This is a genomic window from Myroides sp. LJL115 (assembly GCF_054871665.1).
In genome coordinates, this window is record NZ_JBTXLS010000009.1 from 59,404 (window position 1) to 78,843 (window position 19,440).

Here is a 19,440-nt window from a genome sequence, read left to right on the forward strand (position 1 = left end):
ATTATCTTTACAACAAATTGAAAAAATATGAAAAGAATTATTCTAGGACTTCTCTTAGTAGGGTGTTCATTTAGTGGTTTTTCACAAGCACTAAATGAAGTAAAGGTAAATGTATTAAACGTTATTGTTTTAGGATCTGTTGAACTAGGTTATGAGCATTTTATAGACCATAATCAAAGTATTGGCGCTGACTTAATCATAAATGATCGTTTTTCTTATCATTCAGAAAGAGATAGTAAAGACCAAAAGTTTAAGACAAGTAGTCTTGCTTTTAACTACAACTATTATTTTGGAGGGAAAACAGGAGCTAATGGTAGCGGTTATGTGATAAGTCCTTTTGTTAAGTACAGGTTTGGTAACTTTAAGGAAAATAAGTTCGATACCACTTTAGATCAAAATATTCGTGTAAAAACAGATATGGATAGTTTTATTTTTGGTATTGGAGTAGGGTATAAATGGGCACTTGGAGACTCTTTTACCATTAGTCCATTTGCAAGTATTGCACGTAACTTTAGCTCAAAAGTAAATGATCGTTTTTCAGCAATTGAGTTTAATGCTGGATTAAATTTAGGATATAGATTTTAATAAGAAAATACATCTATGCATGTAGTTTCTCTTTAAATACAAAAAAGGGGATGTCTCACAATTGGAGACATCCCCTTTTTTGTTTAATAAATATCGTATTTTACTTAGTATAATTTAATTATTTAATCTGAAATATAAACTATACCTAATAAATTACTTCTGAATGACAGCGAAGTAGCCTTTATGAAATAGGTCCATTTTTTGTCCTTTATATAATTTATTTGGTATGTTTTTTATCGGCTTGTAAGACAGTGTGACAAGATTTACATGTTCTTAATTCTAAAGAATTATAAAATGTTTCAAAATGCTTTAAAAAATCTGTCTCTATATCTTCTAATACAAAATATACTTCATAGAGTTTCTCATTACAATTTTCACAATACCATATTAAACCATCCTTACTATTGGCTGCTTTTCTTTTTTGCTCTACCACTAGACCTACAGAATCTTTTGTTCGAATAGGTAAATGAGGCATCTTGGGTGGAAGTAGAAAGATATCTCCCGCTTCAAGGGTAATTCTTTTACGCTGGTTGTTTTCTTGTATGTCAATATAGATTGTTCCCTGAAGTTGAAAGAAAAATTCTTCGGATTCATTATAATGAAAATCTTTGCGGGCATTTGGGCCACCAACAACCATTACAATATAATCATCTGAAAGAGGGTAAATATTTTTGTTCCCCACTGGTGGCTGTAATAAATGCTTGTTTTCTTCAATCCATTTATAAATATTAAATGCCGGTTTTACTGTCATATTTTATAAAAACTAATTGCTTCGAGTTAACCATAATTGTGGATTATTAATATCCGTATTATGAGTTAATAAGAATTTTAAAATTGTTTTACCTGAACTATTTGTGTTAATAGTTCCAATATCTTGTTTTAAGGTTACTTTTTGTCCAGGGCTTACCCAAACTTGGTTCAAATTTTGGTAAACTGTAATATAGTCCCCATGCTGAATTAAAACAGCTTTATTTCCACCAGATAAAACTTGTACTTGAAGTACCTCTCCTTGGAAAACAGCTCTTGCTTTAGAACCAGGTTCAGTTGAAATTTCTAAACCACTGTTGTGGATAGTTAGGTGTTTTTGGGTATGGTGAGGCTGGTCTCCATAACCAAGAGAAACATATCCTTTTTCCACTGGCCAAGGTAGTCTACCTTTATTGGCTTTAAAGTTACTAGCCTCTATTTTTCCCTCTGGAGTTAATTCAAAGGTTGCTTTGGCAGTAGAAGTGCTAGTTGTAGATTTTCCTGCTGCTTCTCTTGCCTTTTTATTTGCTAATGCAATGGCTTCTTGAATTAACTTTTTGATTTGTCTATCAATTTGATCGGTTTGCTTTTGCTTTTCAACAATTTGGGCATTATAGGTTTTTTGGTCTTTTTTCACCAAAGCGATTAGCTCTTTTTGTTTACCTAAATCATCCTCTAAAGCCTTTTGACTTTTTTGTTGCTCTGCTAAAAGTGCTCTTTGTTTAACTTTCTGCTTTTCTAAATCAGCAATAGCTAGATCCAATACTTTAGCCTTTTCTTGTAATTCAATGGCCTGCTCATTTCTATATTGAGCATATTGTTTTAAATATTGCACCCTTTTATAAGCTTGTAAAAAGTTATCCGAAGACAAAATATACATCAACTTACTTTGATTAGATTTACTTTGATAGCTTTTTACTATAATTTGGGCATAGTCTTGTTTTAAAACTTCAATTTCTTTTTGCAGTTTAGTGATTTCAGCTTGCTTTTGATTAATGGTTCTATTTGTTGCTTGTATTTGCTGCTGAACATTCTTAATCAAAGCTTGATTTAGAGAAATCTTGCGATTGTACTCTTGGATTTCTGATAATATATTTCTTTCCTTAGTCTGCTCTACCTGCAATAGCTTTTGTACAGACTTAATTTCAATTAAGATCTGTTGCTTTTTGCGCTCAAGTTGAGCTTGGGTTTGTTGAGCATAAACCCCAAGAGTACATAAACTAAGAACTAGAGTAATATAAATGGATCTCATGAAAATAGACTTAATTGAAAGTTATACGCGTATATCCTTTAGGAACATTATAGTGTAAGTTAATTTGTTCATTAAAAGAAACTTTGTCGTAACGTAGGTCCAAATTTATAACTTTTTCTTGTTGTGCTTGTATATTAATTTGATTTGGAGCAGTATATTTTCCAATTTTCTTATAAGAATCATAATTAATAGTAACGATTCTCTGATTTTCTGGTTCTATTATTTGTTCTTTTTTAAGTAATGCGTTTTTATCTTCAAAGAAGTAATTCGATGCATTACCATTATCTTCTATAGAAGATACCTTATGCCATCCTTTTTCAATAGAGGATTGGAGTACTTCTTGTTTATTATAGCTATCTAGAACTTGTCCTAAGAAAATATTTTGAAGGCGATTAAAATTAAGCTCCGTTCCTAACCATGTATTTAATATGGAATAATCCCCATCGAAGTATACCTTATTAATTTTATCATAGTATTGAATTTGATCTGGATTGATTAAAGCTTTAGCAACTGGAAAACCAAGAAAACGAATATCAAGTAGGATATTTCTATCCTTCTCAATGGCTATATCAAGAGTGAATTTCTGGTTCTTAGTTCCATCTTGTTGATAGTTGGCAGTCGTTCTAATTAATGCTGTATCAAATGCTTGTGCATTTTTAGCATGTTCATTCAAAACTTTTAAGGCAGTTTTATTATGAGTAGCATCTTTTTCAGCAATATCGTATATAGCTTTATCTTTTTTACAGCTAGCCAATAAGGTTAGGCAAAAAAGAAAGAAAATTATTTTCTTTTGCATTTTTCTTACATTTTATTTACCATGAAATATAGCTAAAAAAAATCCGTTTCAAATAATTTTAAAACGGATTTAAGAATTTCTTATTTAAGAACGCTGTAATCTCCTATACTTATATCAGAGTGTTGTGCGTTATAATTCACATGATTTCCAATCATTGCATTGTCTAAAGTAGCATTGCTAATGGTAGAGTTAGTTTGAATTAAACTATTTTTAATCGTTGAGTTTTTAATTTTAGTGTTTTCACCAAGAGAAACATTTGGACCAATAGTAGAGTTAATTAGAACTACATTATCTCCAATGTAACATGGAGCAATAATAGTACTATTTTCCAATTGGATATCTTTAGAGATATAATTTCGATTTTCTTTTTCTAAGAACTCTAACATTCTGTTATTTGTATCCACTGTTGCATCTTTATTTCCACAATCCATCCAATGGTCAACTTTACCAGGAACAAAGATTTTGCCTTTTAACTTCATGTTTTCAAGTGCATCAGTTAATTGGTATTCCCCACTTTTTATAATGTTATTATCTAAAAGGTACTCTAATTCACCTCTTAGGTTTTCTCCACTTTTAAAATAGTAGATACCAATTATGGCTAAATCAGAAACAAAGTCTTTTGGTTTTTCAACAAAATCTACGATTTGGTTTTGTTCATTGAGTTGAACAACTCCAAATGCACTAGGATCCTCTACTTGTTGTACCCAAATTACACTATCTGCTTGTGTATCCAAATTAAAGTCTGCTCTAAATAAAGTGTCCGCATAAGCAACAACAATTGGGCCTACCATTGCTTCTTTAGCACAAAGGATAGCATGAGCTGTACCTAATGCTTCATTTTGGTAGCATATAGTACCTTTAGCTCCTAAGTCATTTGCTATTTTGATTAAATCTTCTTCTATTTGCTTTCCAAAGCTTTCATGGATAATAAAAGCGATTTCATCAATTGGGTCATTTAAAACTTTTGCAATATCTTGTACTAAGTGGTGCACTATTGGCTTTCCTGCAATAGGAATTAATGGCTTAGGAACAGTTAAAGTATGAGGACGTAATCTAGATCCTCTTCCTGCCATTGGTACGATTATTTTCATTTTGTAATTTTTTTAGTATTTATTTTACACCAGTACTTCCGAATCCACCTTCTCCTCTTTGAGTTTGGCTTAATTCTTCTACTGGTACCCAAGTAGCTTGCTCAAAAGTTGCAATAACCATTTGGGCAATTCTTTCCCCATTTTCAATAGTAAATGAGTCTTTGGATAGGTTTACAAGAATCACACCAATTTCACCACGATAATCTGCATCAATTGTACCTGGTGAATTTAAAAGAGTAATTCCATGTTTAGCAGCTAAACCACTTCTAGGTCTTATCTGTGCTTCATAACCTTCAGGTAACTCTAAGTATAATCCCGTTGGAATAATAGCTCTTTCTAATGGACCTAATGTAACTGCTTCCGCCAAGTTTGCTCTAAGATCCATTCCTGCGGACTGTGAAGTTTGATAATTTGGCAGTGGGTGTTGTGATTTATTAATTATTTTTACTGCTGTCATAAGTTGAGAATTAAATATCTAACAAATATAAAAAAGATATAAGCAACTAAAAAGAGTTATGCCCTTGTAATGAAAATTATATTGTTTTTACGCTTTAAGTTGGTGTATTTAGCTGTTTTCAAGCTAGAGTTCGTATTTTTGTTTTGTTAACTTTATGCTATGGAAGAAAAACAACCTAAGTGGTTCTCATTAGATGTTATACTCAATCGAGTAAAGGAAATCTTTGATTCTTCTATTTCTGGTAAGACCTTTTGGTTGAAGGTGGAAGTAGCTCAATTAAAAAAAGATAGACGCGGACACTATTATTTGGAGCTAGTAGAGAATAAACAAGGTGTTACATTAGCAAAGGCTAGGGCTACAATATGGAGGCAATCTGCTTTAGCTATTGAGGATAATCTAGGAGAAAAAAAAGATAGTATTCTTAAAGAGGGCGCTCAAATATTGTGTTTGGGCGAAGTTATTTTTAGTCCTATTTACGGATTATCTATCAATATTTTAGATATTGATTTGAGTTTTTCTTTAGGAGAAGTAGAACGTAAAAAACAACAAGCTATATTAACCTTGCAACAACAAGGGTTAATTGATTTAAATAAACAAGTTCCCCTACCAGTGGTTATTCAAAAGATAGCTGTATTAGCCTCGGTGAATTCTGCTGGGTATATGGATTTTATCAATCAATTAGAAACAAACGAGTATAGCTTTTACTTTTCTATTAGCAGTTATGATACAAAAGTACAAGGAGATAGAGCTCATCTGGAAATCTTGGAAAAGCTGCATAGTATAAAAAAAGATCACTATGATGTGGTAGTTTTATTAAGAGGAGGAGGAGCAGCTATGGATTTAGATGTATTTAATAATTTAGCTCTTTCTAAGTGTATTGCTACCTTTCACACGCCTGTTTTTACCGCTATTGGACATCAAACCGATACAAGTGTGGTAGATTTTGTCGCTAACCATTCTTTTAAAACTCCAAGTGCTGCAGGTGCATTTATTGTGGAGAGAAATTTTAAATACTGGATTAAAATGAAAGATTTGTTTTTTCAAATTAAGCAGTACTATGGTAGTATTAAGGAACAGCAAAACTTTTTAATTTCTCAAAGAGCCCTTACCTTATCTAATTTAGGGAAATCTACTACAATAAAGAAAATGTCCCAGATAAATTCTTTGCAAAGTCAACTATCTTTGATGGTAAGAGAACCTTTTTTTAAACAAACTATTTCTTTAGAATCTATTGCTCAACAGGTAGGCAGTATTGCGAAAGCTGCTTGTACAGAGCAACTGCAGTACTTAATACAAAAAAGCTCTAATATAGCTTTGTTTACTAGTAGTACTAGAAAATCCGCAGAATATCAGTTAACTAACCAACAGGAATTATTGGGGTTCTATGCCAAGAGTATATTGAAGAAAAATCAAATACAGCAAGATCAAATTAACCAAATGCTACAAGCTTATGATTTAGAAAGTGTTCTTAAAAAGGGCTTTTCTATTGTTCGATTGAATAATAAAATATTAACGAAAGATACTGTTTTAAAAATAGGAGATGTTTTAGAAATCCAAATCTTAGATAAAGCCTATTTAATTACCATTAAAGATTTTAAAGAGACGATATTATGGAAGAACTTACTTATGAAAAAGCCTCAAGAGAATTAGAACTAATTCTAGGTCAACTTAAAGAGGATCAGGTTGGCATAGATGAATTAGCTACTAAAGTAGAGAGGGCCTCAGAGTTGATTACGTTTTGCAAGAAAAAACTAATGGACACTGAAAAGAAAGTAGATCAGATTATTGACAAGTTAGAGATGTAATAAACTACAAGAGGTTAGCCATAGCGCTAACCTCTTGTAGTTTATTTTAAGAAAAGTTGTTCTGGGTTCTTTGTGTAAAATCCCTTACATCATCCGAAGAAGGCAATTCGAATACTTCTAAATGGAAGTAATCTACTGCTGCTAAGACATGATCAAAAATATCGGCCATTACATTTTCATAAAACAGCCATAAAGTACTATTGGTAAACATATAAAGTTCTAATGGCAATCCATGTGGTGTGGGTTGTAGATGTCGAACCATGATAAAATATTCTTTGTGAATATTAGGATTTTGTTGGACATAGCGTAAAACATAAGCTCGAAATAATCCAATATTGGTAATTCTCCTACCATTAACAGGCATGGATTGATCTGCATGTGTGTCTGCATTATATTTCTCAATTTCCTGTTGCCTTTCCTCTATATAAGGTTTAAGGATTTGAATTTTCTTTAATTGCTCAATTTCATTTTCTTCTAAGAATCGGATAGATGAAATCTTAATATTTATGCTGCGTTTTATCCTTCTACCACCTGAATTTTGCATTCCTCTATAGTTTTTAAAGGAGTCACTAATAAGTAAGTAGGTAGGAATGGTTGTAATTGTTTTATCAAAATTCTGCACTTTTACAGTACTTAGGTTTATTTCTAATACTGTACCATCAGCTCCAAACTTAGCCATTTCTATCCAATCTCCCACTCTAACCATGTCGTTGGTAGAAACTTGAATACTCGCTACAAAGCCCATAATGGTGTCTTTGAAAATAAGCATTAAAATGGCAGAAGCAGCTCCAATAGAGGCGAAGAAAGTATTAAGATCTTTACCTGTGATACTAGAGAATATAATAATTACCGCAAAGGAATATATTATAATGGTTGCAACTTGGGAATAACTATCAATTGGCTTATCTGCTAGTTTTGGATTTGTTTTAGCATAATCTCTAATACTTTTTATTATAGAGCGTAGCATTGCAGTTACAGCTATAATGAAAAAGATATTTGTAATTACAATTGTAAAATGGGTTAAGCTTTTAAATCCTGTGAATATTATTGGAAATAGTATCCTAGCAAGGGTAATGGGTATTAAGTGGGTAAGATTATCAAGTACTTTGTTCTTTACTAAGATATCGTCAAATTGCGTTTTTGTTTTTGCAGCGAATTTCTTAACTATACTTATGATGATGTTTTTTAATACGTAATCTAAAACAAGCATGAAAAAGGTAAAAGACAATAGTAGAATAATGGTTGCAACTACCTGGGTTTCATATTTAGATAGTTGTAAAAAGGATAAACTTTCAAAAAACCAATAGTAGATTTTGTTGAACTCTGTTGGGTCCACCAGTTCGTTTATTTGTAAAGTTGAAAGTAATGGCGTAGACATATAATTAGTAGCTTAGCTCTTTTTAGTTTATTAAAAGATAGAATAAATTATACCTAATAATTACTTATTAGGTATAGGAATAAAAATAATACTTTAAACAAGGACTTTCTAATTAATGTTTTGTAGCATTTGATTTATTTTGTCCAAGTTTGGCGTTAGAATAACTTCGATACGTCTGTTTTTTGCTTTGCCTTCTGTTGTAGTATTCTCGGCAATAGGGGCATATTGACTTCTAGCTGCTGCAGTTAAATTCTTTTTATCTACTTGTTCATTTTTAGCGATAATTTCTACAATAGTAAGCGCTCGCTTTGAAGAAAGGTCCCAGTTTGTTTTAACACCTTCCCCTAAGTTACCTAAAATTTTATCATTATCCGTATGTCCTTCGATTACTACAGTAATATCAGGATTTTGAGCTAATACTTTACTTAGTTCTTCTATAGCCTTTTGACCTTCTGTGTTGATAGACCAACTACCGGATTTAAATAACAGTTTATTCTCCATAGAAACGTATACTCGCCCATTCTTTTGTTCAATGGTAAGCCCTCGTCCTTCGAAATCATTTAATGCAGCGGATAAATTATCACGTAAAAGGCGCATTTGAAGATCGTTTGCCTCGATGATACTTTCTAGGTCTTCTACGCGTTTTGATTTTTGTTCTAAATCGCTTTTCGCTTTAGCTAATCTAGCTGCCTCTGCCTCTAAAGACTCTTGGGAATACTTTTCTAAATTAGTGTAAGACATTTCTAAGTCTTTTAAACGATTTTTTGCAGCGGCGATTTCAGCATTTAAGTTTAGTCTCTCTTGCTGTAATTCTTTTAACTGAGCTGCTAAATCTCTTTTTATTTTTTCTAGATCATTATTGGAACTATTTAATAACTGAAGGTCATAATCTAGTTTTTGATTTTCTAGTTGCGCTTCTTTTAACTGACTATCTAGTTCGTTATATAACTTTCGTGTTACACAAGAGGAAAGAAAGGTAATACATACTAAACTTAAGGCTAAATATTTAATTCTCATGCTGTTGATTTTTTAAGGTTTAATTTGAACTGCAATTGGGCAATGATCTGAATGCATAACAGAAGGAAGTATGCATGCATGCACTATACGCTCTTGCATTGGCTGTGCTACCATATTATAATCAATTCTCCATCCTTTATTGTTGTTACGCGCGTTTGCTCTATAAGTCCACCAGCTATATTGGTGAGGCTCTTTATTAAACATACGGAAGCTATCAATAAAGCCATGATTGATAAATTTGTCTAGCCAAGCTCTTTCTTCTGGTAGGAAACCCGAGTTTTTCGCATTCCTAATAGGATCGTGAATATCAATGGCTTGGTGACATATATTGTAGTCCCCACAGATGATTAAGTTTGGTATTTCTTTTTTTAATTCATTTATATAGTCGAAAAATGCGTCCATATATTGGTATTTGAAATCAAGTCTAGCAATATTACTAGCAGATGGTAAGTATAGGGACATTACTGAAAAAGTATCATAATCTACTCTTAGGTTTCTTCCCTCAAAATCCATAAAATCAATGCCTGTTCCGTAAACTACATTGTTAGGTTTGGTTTTACACAATATTGCTACTCCACTATATCCTGCTTTGTCAGCACTAAAATAATATTGGTGCTCATAACCTGCCTTGGATATTAAATCTGTGGGTATTTGTTCTGGTTTGGCTTTTATTTCTTGCAAACAAATAATATCAGCATCTTCTTCTACTAACCATTCTAATAAGCCTTTTTTTATTGCAGCTCTAATTCCATTTACATTGTAGGAAATAATTTTCATTTTATTGTTTGTTTTTTATTGTTTGCTCAAAAATATAAAAAATATAACTTAAAGTCTGTTATGTTAAGGTGGTTTTAATACAATATTTATTTTGTGATGAATCCTTTGGAAAAACCAGCTTTTTTGTTGAATTAAAAATAAAGGTTGTAGCTAAAGTTTTTAGTATATTTGTGTTACTTAATTTTAATATGAATGGGGTTAGTAACGGCTAAAGAAGTAGCAAAAGCAATTAATCTAGATAAGTACGGATTTTTAGGTACATTATCTGGTTGGATGTTAATGAAAGCGTTGAAAATAAGCACTTTAAATAAAATATATGATCGAAATAAACATTTAGATAATTTAGAATTTTTAAATGCTATTTTAGAAGAATTTCAAATCGAATTTGAAATCGACCCTGAAGAATTAAAGCGTTTACCTAAGAAGGGGCCTTATATTACTATTTCAAATCACCCATTAGGGGGCATCGATGGTATTTTACTTCTAAAGTTAATGCTAGAGCACGATCCAGAATTTAAGATTGTAGCCAATTTTTTATTGCATCGAATAGAGCCTTTAAAGCCTTATATAATGCCAGTAAATCCTTTTGAAAGTAATAAAGATTTAAAGTCTAGTGTAATCGGACTAAAGGACACTTTAAGACATTTAAGTGATGGAAAACCTTTAGGTATTTTTCCTGCTGGTGAAGTTTCCACTTATAAAGATGATGAATTAATCGTAGATAAACCATGGGAAGAAGGAGCTATTAAGCTTATAAAAAAAGCCAATGTTCCAGTTATACCGATTTATTTTCACGCTCAAAATAGTAAGTTGTTTTATTTTTTATCTCAAATTAATCCAACTTTGCGCACAGCCAAATTACCTTCCGAATTATTGACCCAGAAAAACAGGGTGATTAAAATTAGGATCGGTAGACCAATTTCAGTGGAAGAGCAAAATGAGCATTATGACCTAAAGGACTACGGTAACTTTTTACGTTTTAAAACTTATTTATTATCTAATGCCTATAAAGGAGATGATAAAAAGTGGATCAAAGTTCCATCTTTTAGTTTTAAGTTACCTAAAACAATTAAAGATATTGCAGAACCAAGCTCTTCGGATTTAATTCTTCAAGAAGTAAATAGCCTTAGAGAAGGGAATTCTCGTTTGCTAGAGAGTAAAAATTACGAAGTTTTCTTATGTAAGGCAGATAAAATACCAACTATAATGAGGGAAATTGGTCGCCTACGTGAAATAACTTTCCGACAAGTAGGAGAGGGAACCAATAACTCCTTGGATTTAGATAGCTATGATAATTATTACCATCATATGTTTTTGTGGGATACCCAACATAAGCAGATTTGTGGGGCTTATCGTATGGGATTAGGAGCAGAGATATATAAGAAGTATGGTATTAATGGATTTTATCTAAACGAATTATTCCGTTTTGAATCAGAGCTTTACCCAATGTTATCCGAATCCATCGAAATGGGACGTGCCTTTATAATTAAAGAGTACCAGCAAAAGCCAATGCCATTGTTTTTATTATGGAAAGGTATTGTACATACTACTCTTCGTTATCCAGAGCATAAGTATTTAATTGGTGGAGTAAGTATAAGTAACCAATTTTCGGATTTTTCTAAGTCACTGATGATTGAATTTATGCGATCTCATTATTTTGATCCTTATATTGCTCAGTATGTTACCCCAAAGATGGCTTATAAAGTAAATCTAAAAGATAACGAAAAGGATTTGATATTCAATGAGACCGAGTCAGATTTGAATAAATTTGATAAAATAATTGAAGATATTGAACCAGGGAAGCTTCGTGTACCTGTTTTAATAAAAAAGTACATAAAGCAAAATGCAAAAGTCATAGCTTTTAATGTAGACCCATTATTCAATAATGCGATTGATGGTTTAATGTACATCAAGATTTCAGATTTACCCGATAGTACTGTTAAGCCAGTGATGGAAGAATTTGAAGCAGAAATTGAAAGACAAAATAAGCAGGAATAGATATAAAAAAAAACACCTTGTACTACAAGGTGTTTTTATTATTTTATGAATAGTACAATCTAATTTTATCCACTATAGTCTGGGCTAACTTCTCTTTGCTTTCTATTGTCCATCCTGCAATATGAGGGGATAGAAGCACATTTGGAGATTTTAAAAGATATTGAAAGGGTAGTGGAAGTTCTTTATCTGAAAACATATTTTCAAAGGATGATTTTTCATACTCTAATACATCAAGGGCTGCTCCTAATACCTTTTTACTTTCTAAAGCTTGTACTAAGTCTTGTGTATTTACTGATTTTCCTCTAGCTGTATTGATAAACCAAATTGGCTTTTTCAAGCTATTAAAGAAATCTTTATTAATAAGATTAATGGTTTGAGGAGTCTGTGGGGTATGTAAACTTACAATGTCCACTTCGTTTAATAACTGTTCTAAACTAACCTCAGTGGCATTTTGATCTGACAGATTATCTTTTATATCATAAAAGATAACACGGCAATCAAAACCTTGTAGTCGTTTTGCAAAAGCCTTTCCCATATGACCATAACCTATTATCCCTACTGTTTTTCCTTCTATCTCGAAGCCTCTATTGCCTTCTCTAATCCATTTTCCTTGACGAACTTGTTGATCAACATCACTAAGTTTGTTCATTAAATTTAATAGCATTCCAATTGCATGTTCTGCTACTGCCGTTCGATTTCCTTCAGGTGCATTAAATAATTCTATGCCTTTAAATTTCGCATAGTCTACATCTATATTTTCTAAACCAGCACCTACTCTTGCAATAAATTTTAAATTTGTTGCTTTATCTATAAAATCTTTGTCGATTGAAAATCTACTTCTAATTACTATTCCCGTATATAGATGTATTTTTTTTTCTATTTCTTGTTTTGAAGCTGTATAGTCTTGGTCGTTTTCAAACCCCATTTTGCTTAACTCTTCTAGCATTAAGGGATGATTAGAATCTATATGAAGTATTTTTTTATGCATATATGAATAAATTTACATTAAAAATTTAAAAGCCTAAAATAGATTTAGCAATGGAAAAGTAAATTAAAATTCCAAAGATATCATTACTTGTAGTAATAAAAGGTCCAGTTGCTAGTGCTGGATCTATACCATATTTATTTAGTAGTATAGGAACAAAGGTACCTATCAAACTTGCTATAATAATTACACTAATCAAAGATACAGATACGGTAATACCAATAATATAATCTACCCCTAGTAAAAAGTGACTTCCTACCATCATTAAAATGGCTAAGAAAAAACCATTTAATAAACTCAAAGAGACTTCTTTTCCAAGGCGTGACCAAATAGAGCCTGAAATAGTATTATTAGCTAAACCTTGTACAATAATAGCTGAAGATTGAACCCCCACATTTCCAGCCATTGCAGCAATTAAGGGTGTGAAAAAGAAAAGGACTCCAAAGCTGTCCATAGCATCTTCAAAGCTTCTAGCTACATTTACTGCAATAAAACCTCCTATCATAGCCAATATTAACCAAGGTAACCTAGCTCTAGTTAGATCTAAAATACCATCATCCGCTTCTACGTCTTTGGAAATACCAGCAGCTAATTGGTAATCTTTATCAGCTTCTTCCTTAATAACGTCAACAATGTCATCAATTGTAATACGTCCAACTAGTCTACCCATTTCATCCACAACTGGAATTGCTTCTAAGTCATATTTTTGCATTATACGTGCTACTTCTACGTCTTTAGTGTCTACCTTTACATAATCTACAGTTGGTATATATACCTCACTAATATGTGCTGTGGTAGAAGTGGTAAGTAAATCTTTTAAAGATAAGCGTCCTTTTAGTTTACCAAAATCATCTAAAACATAGATGGAATGTACGCGTGAAACATTTTCGGCCTGTTTTCTCATTTCTTTTACACAAGTTAAAACAGTCCAGTTTTCATTCACTGATACATATTCTTTTGCCATTAGTCCACCTGCGGAATCTTCGTCATAGCGAAGTAAATCAACAATATCTTTGGCGTGGTCTAAATCTTCAAGTTCAGAAAGGACTTCTTCTTTTCTGTCTTGAGGAAGTTCAGAAATAATATCTGCAGCATCATCGGTATCTAGTTCATCTAATTCCTCTGCAATTTCTTTAGGAGAAAGGGTCTTTAAAATTTTCTCCCTAACATCTTCGTCTAATTCTAATAGAATTTCGGCGGTTACTTCACTATCTAATAAGTTGAAAATATATAATGCATCCTCTGAATCGAGTTCATTCATTATTTCAGCAATATCCGCATAGTGAATATCTTTTAAGCTCTCGTGTAGCTCTTTATCCTTTTTTTCAGCAATTAAATCTTCAAATTCTTGAATTGATTCTCTACTGATTTTGAACTCCATTGTCTTGTATTTTTAAGGTTATTTGGATAAAATCTTCATAACTTAATTGTTCAGGACGTAGGTTGAAGATTTCTTGAGATTTAATCTCATCCGATAAGTTAAAGCTTTTTAAGCTATTTCTTAGAGTTTTTCTTCTTTGATTGAAAGAAGTTTTTACTACTTGAAAAAACAACTTTTCATCACATGGTAAAGTGAAATTAGGCTTGCGAATCATTCGCATTACCCCAGATTTAACTTTAGGAGGTGGGTTGAAAACATGTTCTGACACGGTAAAAAGGTATTCAACGTCATAAAAAGCTTGACATAAAACCGATAGTATCCCATAGGTTTTACTTCCTTTTTTCTCACAAATACGTTCAGCAACTTCTTTTTGGAACATACCAGAGAACTCACAAACAAATTCTCTTAACTCCAGAGCCCTGAAAACAATTTGGGTAGAAATATTATAAGGGAAGTTACCAATAACTGCAAATTGTTCTCTATTAAAGGCAGTAGTTATGTCAAACTTCAGAAAGTCTTTCGCAAAAATATGATCATGGAGTTTCTCGTAGTGCTTACCCAAATACTCTACTGATTCAGTATCAATTTCAACTACAAAAGTTTCTACTGGCTTATCTAAGATATATTTGGTTAATACTCCCATTCCAGGGCCTATTTCTAAAACCTTATTATATCCATTTAGTGTTAGAGTATCTGCAATTCTTTTAGCAACATTCTCATCGGTTAGGAAGTGTTGTCCTAAATGCTTTTTAGCTCTTACTTTATCCATGTTCCTATTCTATTAAAATTCACTTATTAGTTCTAATTCTGTTTTGAATGTAAGCATTAATTCTCCAAATAGAGCTCTTGCTTGATTTTCAAATTGGTCATGATGTTTTTGGTAGTATTCTTCAAGGTGATCTTTTGATGGAGATTCAAATTGTAGAGAATACGTAGTTCCACCCATTTCCTCTTCCACTAGTACTTTTACCAATCTAGCTTTAGTAAATTTCTTGGTGTCTAACATAGCAGGGATAAAAGTGTTTTTAGTCCAATCTAACCACGCATCATGTACATTTTCATGAATATTAACTGTTATATTATATATAATCATCTTTAGTTTGATTTAAGTATTAAGCTAATAACTAGCAAAGAAAAAAAAAGCACCAAATGAAATTTTTTCGGTTTGGTGCTTTATACTATATGAAATTTGGATATTTAGTCTATGATATCAAATCCTGTATATGGACGTAATGCCTCAGGTATTACAATTCCTTCAGGAGTTTGGTAGTTTTCTAAAATACCTGCTAATACCCTTGGTAAAGCAAGTGAACTTCCATTTAAGGTATGTGCTAATTGATTCTTTCCTTCTTTATCTTTAAAACGAAGTTTTAAACGATTTGCTTGGAAAGTTTCAAAGTTAGATACCGAACTAATTTCTAACCATCTATCTTGAGCTGTAGAAAATACCTCGAAGTCATAAGTAAGAGCAGAAGTGAATCCCATATCCCCACCACAAAGTCTAAGAATTCTATAAGGAAGTTTTAATTCCTCTAATATACCTTTAATATGTTCTACCATTGTATCTAAAGCTTTGTAAGAATTTTCAGGTTTTTCAATTCTAACAATTTCTACTTTATCAAATTGGTGTAAACGGTTTAATCCTCTTACGTGTGCTCCATAAGAACCAGCTTCTCTTCTAAAACAAGGTGTATAGGCTGTACATAATACTGGTAACTCACTCTCTTGTAAGATAACATCGCGGAATAAGTTAGTAACTGGTACTTCGGCAGTAGGAATTAAGTATAAATCATCTACCGTACAGTGGTACATTTGTCCTTCTTTATCTGGTAGCTGTCCCGTTCCGATTCCAGAAGCTTCATTAATTAAATGAGGTACTTGGTATTCTTTGTATCCAGCTTGAGTGTTTTTGTCTAAAAAGTAGCTGATTAAAGCTCTTTGAAGTCTTGCACCTTTGTCCTTATATACAGGGAAACCAGCTCCTGTAATTTTATTTCCTAATTCAAAATCGATTATATCATATTTCTTAGCTAACTCCCAGTGTGGTTGAGCTCCTTCATGTAGTGTAGGAATCTCTCCCCATTGGTGTACATTTAGGTTGTCTTCTGCATCTTTACCAGCAGGAACAATATCTGTTGGTGTATTAGGTAAGGTATACATCTTCTCCGTTAAAGATGCAGTAATATTATTTAACTCTTCATTTAATTGTTTACTCTTTTCACGAAGGCTTGAAGTAGTTTCTTTGATTTCTTCTGCTTTTTCCTTCTCTCCATTTTTCATCAATTCTCCAATACTTTTGGATAGCTTGTTGGATTCTGCTAAAACACTATCTAACTCAACTTGTGTACTGCGTCTTCTTTCGTCTAACTCCAGCACTTCCTTTAGCAAATCGGCAACATCAAGATTTCTTTTAGCCAAAGCTTTGACTACTTGCTCTTGATTCTCTCTAATAAAAGCTATCTGTAACATATTTTATAAAAAATTAATTATTAGAGCAAAGTTAGAAAAATGTTTTCTATTTTGAGAGATTTTCTTGTTTAGGTTTTAAAATTTGTATAATATGAGGCTCTATGGTTGAATAAAACATGTTTTATTCAAGCTTTTAAACTTTGGATATGGTCTTTTGGTTGATAAACAAAACTTAAAAAGCTAATGTTCCCCAAAAAAAATAGGAAATACTAAAAGTAATGCTTTATTTTTGTCGACATTAGAAAAAGAAAGTAACAAAAAACAATGGATATACTAATTAAATTATCTCAATTTATTTTGAGCTTGTCCTTATTAATCATTTTACATGAATTAGGGCACTTTATACCTGCTAAGATTTTCAAGACTAGGGTAGAGAAGTTTTATCTCTTCTTCGATATTAAGTTTTCTTTATTTAAGAAAAAGATTGGGGATACTGTGTACGGTATTGGATGGTTGCCTTTAGGTGGCTATGTGAAAATTGCTGGAATGGTAGACGAAAGTATGGATACTGACCAACTAGCTGGTGAGCCTCAACCTTGGGAGTTTCGATCTAAACCAGCTTGGCAAAGATTAATTATCATGCTTGGTGGGGTTACAGTAAACTTTATTTTAGCATTTGTTATATATATAGGTATGGTATATGCCTATGGAGACTTATATATTGACAATAAAGATATAGAACATGGTGTAGTTATTCAAAGTCCAGTGCTTTTAGAGGCTGGTTTACAAACAGGGGATAATATTATCTCGGTGGATGGAAAGCAGATTGATCGTTTTCACAATATTAATGAGGCTTTACTATTAGGTCATAATGTTATTGTACAAAGGGATGGTGTGCAAAAAGAGATTCAGCTACCAGTAGATTTAATCGACCAAGTAATGCAAAATAAAGGTGGTGGATTTGTAAGTCTTCGTTTACCTTTTATTGTAGGAGCTATTGAACCAGGGTCTATAAATGAGGGAGTGTTCCAAGAAAAAGATGTTATTACTCAAATTAATGGTCAAACTGTAGAGTTTTACGATCAAGTGGGACCAATACTAGAGCAATATAAAGCAAGTGAGGTACCTGTTCTTGTTCAACGTGAAGGAAATTCCGTTGAAGTAATGGCTAATATAGATTCTGAGGGAAAACTTAACCTTTATTATATGCCTGGATTAACTTTAGATAATCTAGAGAAATTAGGACTTTATACTATAAGTAAAGAGAAATATAGCTTATTAGCATCTATCCCTATTGGAATAGAAAAAGGAAAGGAACGTATCCTTAGTTACTTTAGTCAATTAAAGAAAATTGTTCAACCTGAGACAGGAGCTTATAAAGGTTTAGGTGGTTTTAAAACAATGTATGACATTTTTCCGCAGTATTGGTCTTGGGAAGTGTTCTGGAATATCACTGCAATGTTCTCAATAATGCTTGGAGTAATGAACTTATTACCTATTCCGGCTCTTGATGGAGGACATGTTATGTTTTTATTGTACGAAATGATTACTGGTAGAAAACCAAGTGATAAATTTTTAGAAAACGCACAAATGGTTGGTTTCTTTATACTTATAGGTTTGTTGGTGTATGCTAATGGTAACGATATATACAGGGCAATCTTCAGTAATTAAAAAATAATTAAAAAAAATGGTATTTGTGTTTGCAGAAATAAAAAATGATATTATATTTGCATCGCAATAAAGGTAAAACATCACCTTCCTCCTTAGCTCAGTTGGTTAGAGCATCTGACTGTTAATCAGAGGGTCCTTGGTTCGAGCCCAAGAGGGGGAGCAAAAAACTAAATTTGATTTAGTGATTTGGATGATATACTTTCTGCAAAAGTTTTTTGTAGAAAAGGTGATGAACAATACCTTCCTCCTTAGCTCAGTTGGTTAGAGCATCTGACTGTTAATCAGAGGGTCCTTGGTTCGAGCCCAAGAGGGGGAGCAGAGCAAAGCTAGACAGAAATGTCTAGCTTTTTTTTTGCCCATTTCTGAAAGGAAGAAAGTGGGGTAGGTACAAAACTTGGGGGTTAAGCAAAAAGTTGCGTTACTCTGAATAAAAAAAGGCTTTATCTCCAACACCTCTATACATTGCTTTAAAGTGTTTTATTTTGGTATTAACAGATTCTGTGGAAGCGTTGCTTCTTCATAGATATGAGTGTATATAATGTAACTTATAATAAAAAAGGTAGTTCTTTTGTTTAAGCCTTTGTTGTTGGTTTTTTGACTGTATTGTTTATGAAAGGTTATCTACTTAGTAGGGGTGTTTGTTTTTTAGAGAATAATAATAAGGTAAAGCGCACTATGATAAATAGTTAGTTTTTCTATTGAAAAAAGAGTTAAAAAAAGCATGTATAAAGTTTGGAAGTAAGGGATAAGTTTCTACTTTTGCACCCGCATTAAGCAAGACGATCTTACACAACAAGAAGTAAAGTTACCTTTAAAAACATTAAAGAAATTTTAAGAAAAATAAATTTGGATAATGAAAAAATAAGGTGGTATCTTTGCAGTCCGCTTTAGGAAATACGAGGGCTGGCAAGAAATTAAAGAATGAAAATTTTCGAAATTTCTTTGGTAGTTTAAAATAAAGTATTACTTTTGCAACCGCTTTGAGAGATAAGCGCAACATTGAAGACACGTTCATAGACATATTGGATTGACAGCAAAATTTAACAAAGAGTAAGGCAAATCGCAAGATTTGATTTATATATCTAATTTAA

At 32.2% G+C, this 19,440-nt stretch carries 18 protein-coding genes and 2 tRNA genes; 7 read left to right on the forward strand and 13 right to left on the reverse strand.

Annotation, left to right across the window (positions count from 1 at the left end; all coding sequences use genetic code 11):
* The first annotated feature begins 27 nt into the window (after nucleotides 1-27).
* Nucleotides 28-585: a DUF3575 domain-containing protein gene (locus ACYSNX_RS03890; protein ID WP_461753381.1), complete on the forward strand. Its 558-nt coding sequence runs from the start codon at nucleotides 28-30 to the stop codon at nucleotides 583-585.
* Between the two features lie 217 nt (nucleotides 586-802).
* Here ACYSNX_RS03890 and ACYSNX_RS03895 read toward each other — a convergent pair whose 3' ends face one another.
* The 5 genes from ACYSNX_RS03895 to dut all read right to left on the reverse strand — a co-directional run bounded on the left by ACYSNX_RS03895 (nucleotide 803) and on the right by dut (nucleotide 4,928).
* Entirely contained in the window at nucleotides 803-1,336 is a 534-nt protein-coding gene (locus ACYSNX_RS03895) for a 3-hydroxyanthranilate 3,4-dioxygenase (protein WP_461753382.1), read from the reverse strand.
* A 12-nt stretch (nucleotides 1,337-1,348) separates the two neighbouring features.
* Nucleotides 1,349-2,584 (reverse strand): murein hydrolase activator EnvC family protein, encoded by a 1,236-nt coding sequence (locus tag ACYSNX_RS03900; RefSeq protein WP_461753383.1) that lies wholly within the window; start codon nucleotides 2,582-2,584, stop codon nucleotides 1,349-1,351.
* A gap of 10 nt (nucleotides 2,585-2,594) precedes the next feature.
* Nucleotides 2,595-3,380 (reverse strand): DUF4292 domain-containing protein, encoded by a 786-nt coding sequence (locus ACYSNX_RS03905; RefSeq protein ID WP_461753384.1) that lies wholly within the window; start codon nucleotides 3,378-3,380, stop codon nucleotides 2,595-2,597.
* An 80-nt stretch (nucleotides 3,381-3,460) separates the two neighbouring features.
* Complete coding sequence (locus tag ACYSNX_RS03910) at nucleotides 3,461-4,471, reverse strand: sugar phosphate nucleotidyltransferase (protein ID WP_461753385.1); 1,011 nt, start codon at nucleotides 4,469-4,471, stop codon at nucleotides 3,461-3,463.
* 19 nt (nucleotides 4,472-4,490) lie between these two features.
* The gene (gene dut, locus ACYSNX_RS03915; RefSeq protein ID WP_461753386.1) at nucleotides 4,491-4,928 is read right to left on the reverse strand and encodes a dUTP diphosphatase; all 438 of its coding nucleotides are present in this window, start codon (nucleotides 4,926-4,928) and stop codon (nucleotides 4,491-4,493) included.
* A 159-nt stretch (nucleotides 4,929-5,087) separates the two neighbouring features.
* Between dut and xseA the strand changes: the two genes are divergently transcribed.
* The gene (gene xseA / locus ACYSNX_RS03920) at nucleotides 5,088-6,578 is read left to right on the forward strand and encodes an exodeoxyribonuclease VII large subunit (protein WP_461753387.1); all 1,491 of its coding nucleotides are present in this window, start codon (nucleotides 5,088-5,090) and stop codon (nucleotides 6,576-6,578) included.
* Nucleotides 6,539-6,733, forward strand: coding sequence for an exodeoxyribonuclease VII small subunit (xseB, locus tag ACYSNX_RS03925; protein WP_461753388.1), 195 nt, complete (start codon nucleotides 6,539-6,541; stop codon nucleotides 6,731-6,733). The genes xseA and xseB overlap by 40 nt, the downstream gene beginning before the upstream one ends.
* A 46-nt stretch (nucleotides 6,734-6,779) precedes the next feature.
* Here xseB and ACYSNX_RS03930 read toward each other — a convergent pair whose 3' ends face one another.
* From ACYSNX_RS03930 to ACYSNX_RS03940, 3 genes are all read right to left on the reverse strand, one after another.
* Nucleotides 6,780-8,111, reverse strand: a complete 1,332-nt coding sequence (locus ACYSNX_RS03930; protein WP_461753389.1) for a mechanosensitive ion channel family protein — start codon at nucleotides 8,109-8,111, stop codon at nucleotides 6,780-6,782.
* 108 nt (nucleotides 8,112-8,219) lie between these two features.
* Nucleotides 8,220-9,128 carry an OmpA family protein gene (locus ACYSNX_RS03935; protein WP_461753390.1) on the reverse strand — a complete coding sequence of 303 codons (909 nt, stop codon included), beginning with the start codon at nucleotides 9,126-9,128 and terminating at the stop codon, nucleotides 8,220-8,222.
* A 12-nt stretch (nucleotides 9,129-9,140) separates the two neighbouring features.
* A complete protein-coding gene (locus ACYSNX_RS03940) occupies nucleotides 9,141-9,905 on the reverse strand; it encodes an exodeoxyribonuclease III (protein ID WP_461753391.1) in 765 nt (254 codons plus the stop codon).
* Nucleotides 9,906-10,097: 192 nt separating this feature from the next.
* Here ACYSNX_RS03940 and ACYSNX_RS03945 point away from each other — a divergent pair, with 192 nt between their 5' ends.
* Nucleotides 10,098-11,903 carry a GNAT family N-acyltransferase gene (locus ACYSNX_RS03945; RefSeq protein WP_461753392.1) on the forward strand — a complete coding sequence of 602 codons (1,806 nt, stop codon included), beginning with the start codon at nucleotides 10,098-10,100 and terminating at the stop codon, nucleotides 11,901-11,903.
* 43 nt (nucleotides 11,904-11,946) lie between these two features.
* On the opposite strand, the gene ACYSNX_RS03950 is transcribed toward ACYSNX_RS03945, so the two are convergent.
* From ACYSNX_RS03950 to serS, 5 genes are all read right to left on the reverse strand, one after another.
* Entirely contained in the window at nucleotides 11,947-12,891 is a 945-nt protein-coding gene (locus ACYSNX_RS03950) for a 2-hydroxyacid dehydrogenase (RefSeq protein WP_461753393.1), read from the reverse strand.
* Between the two features lie 25 nt (nucleotides 12,892-12,916).
* On the reverse strand, nucleotides 12,917-14,269 hold the full coding sequence (mgtE, locus tag ACYSNX_RS03955; protein WP_461753394.1) for a magnesium transporter: 1,353 nt from the start codon (nucleotides 14,267-14,269) through the stop codon (nucleotides 12,917-12,919).
* Entirely contained in the window at nucleotides 14,250-15,038 is a 789-nt protein-coding gene (gene rsmA / locus ACYSNX_RS03960) for a 16S rRNA (adenine(1518)-N(6)/adenine(1519)-N(6))-dimethyltransferase RsmA (RefSeq protein WP_461753395.1), read from the reverse strand. The genes mgtE and rsmA overlap by 20 nt, the downstream gene beginning before the upstream one ends.
* A gap of 12 nt (nucleotides 15,039-15,050) precedes the next feature.
* Nucleotides 15,051-15,362, reverse strand: a complete 312-nt coding sequence (locus ACYSNX_RS03965; RefSeq protein ID WP_461753396.1) for a DUF4286 family protein — start codon at nucleotides 15,360-15,362, stop codon at nucleotides 15,051-15,053.
* Nucleotides 15,363-15,466: 104 nt separating this feature from the next.
* A complete protein-coding gene (gene serS / locus ACYSNX_RS03970; RefSeq protein ID WP_461753397.1) occupies nucleotides 15,467-16,738 on the reverse strand; it encodes a serine--tRNA ligase in 1,272 nt (423 codons plus the stop codon).
* A gap of 264 nt (nucleotides 16,739-17,002) precedes the next feature.
* Here serS and rseP point away from each other — a divergent pair, with 264 nt between their 5' ends.
* The 3 genes from rseP to ACYSNX_RS03985 all read left to right on the forward strand — a co-directional run bounded on the left by rseP (nucleotide 17,003) and on the right by ACYSNX_RS03985 (nucleotide 18,665).
* On the forward strand, nucleotides 17,003-18,349 hold the full coding sequence (gene rseP / locus ACYSNX_RS03975; RefSeq protein ID WP_461753398.1) for an RIP metalloprotease RseP: 1,347 nt from the start codon (nucleotides 17,003-17,005) through the stop codon (nucleotides 18,347-18,349).
* An 86-nt stretch (nucleotides 18,350-18,435) separates the two neighbouring features.
* Nucleotides 18,436-18,509: transfer RNA gene (locus ACYSNX_RS03980), tRNA-Asn, on the forward strand.
* Nucleotides 18,510-18,591: 82 nt separating this feature from the next.
* A tRNA-Asn gene (locus ACYSNX_RS03985) sits at nucleotides 18,592-18,665 on the forward strand.
* Nucleotides 18,666-19,440: the final 775 nt, after the last annotated feature.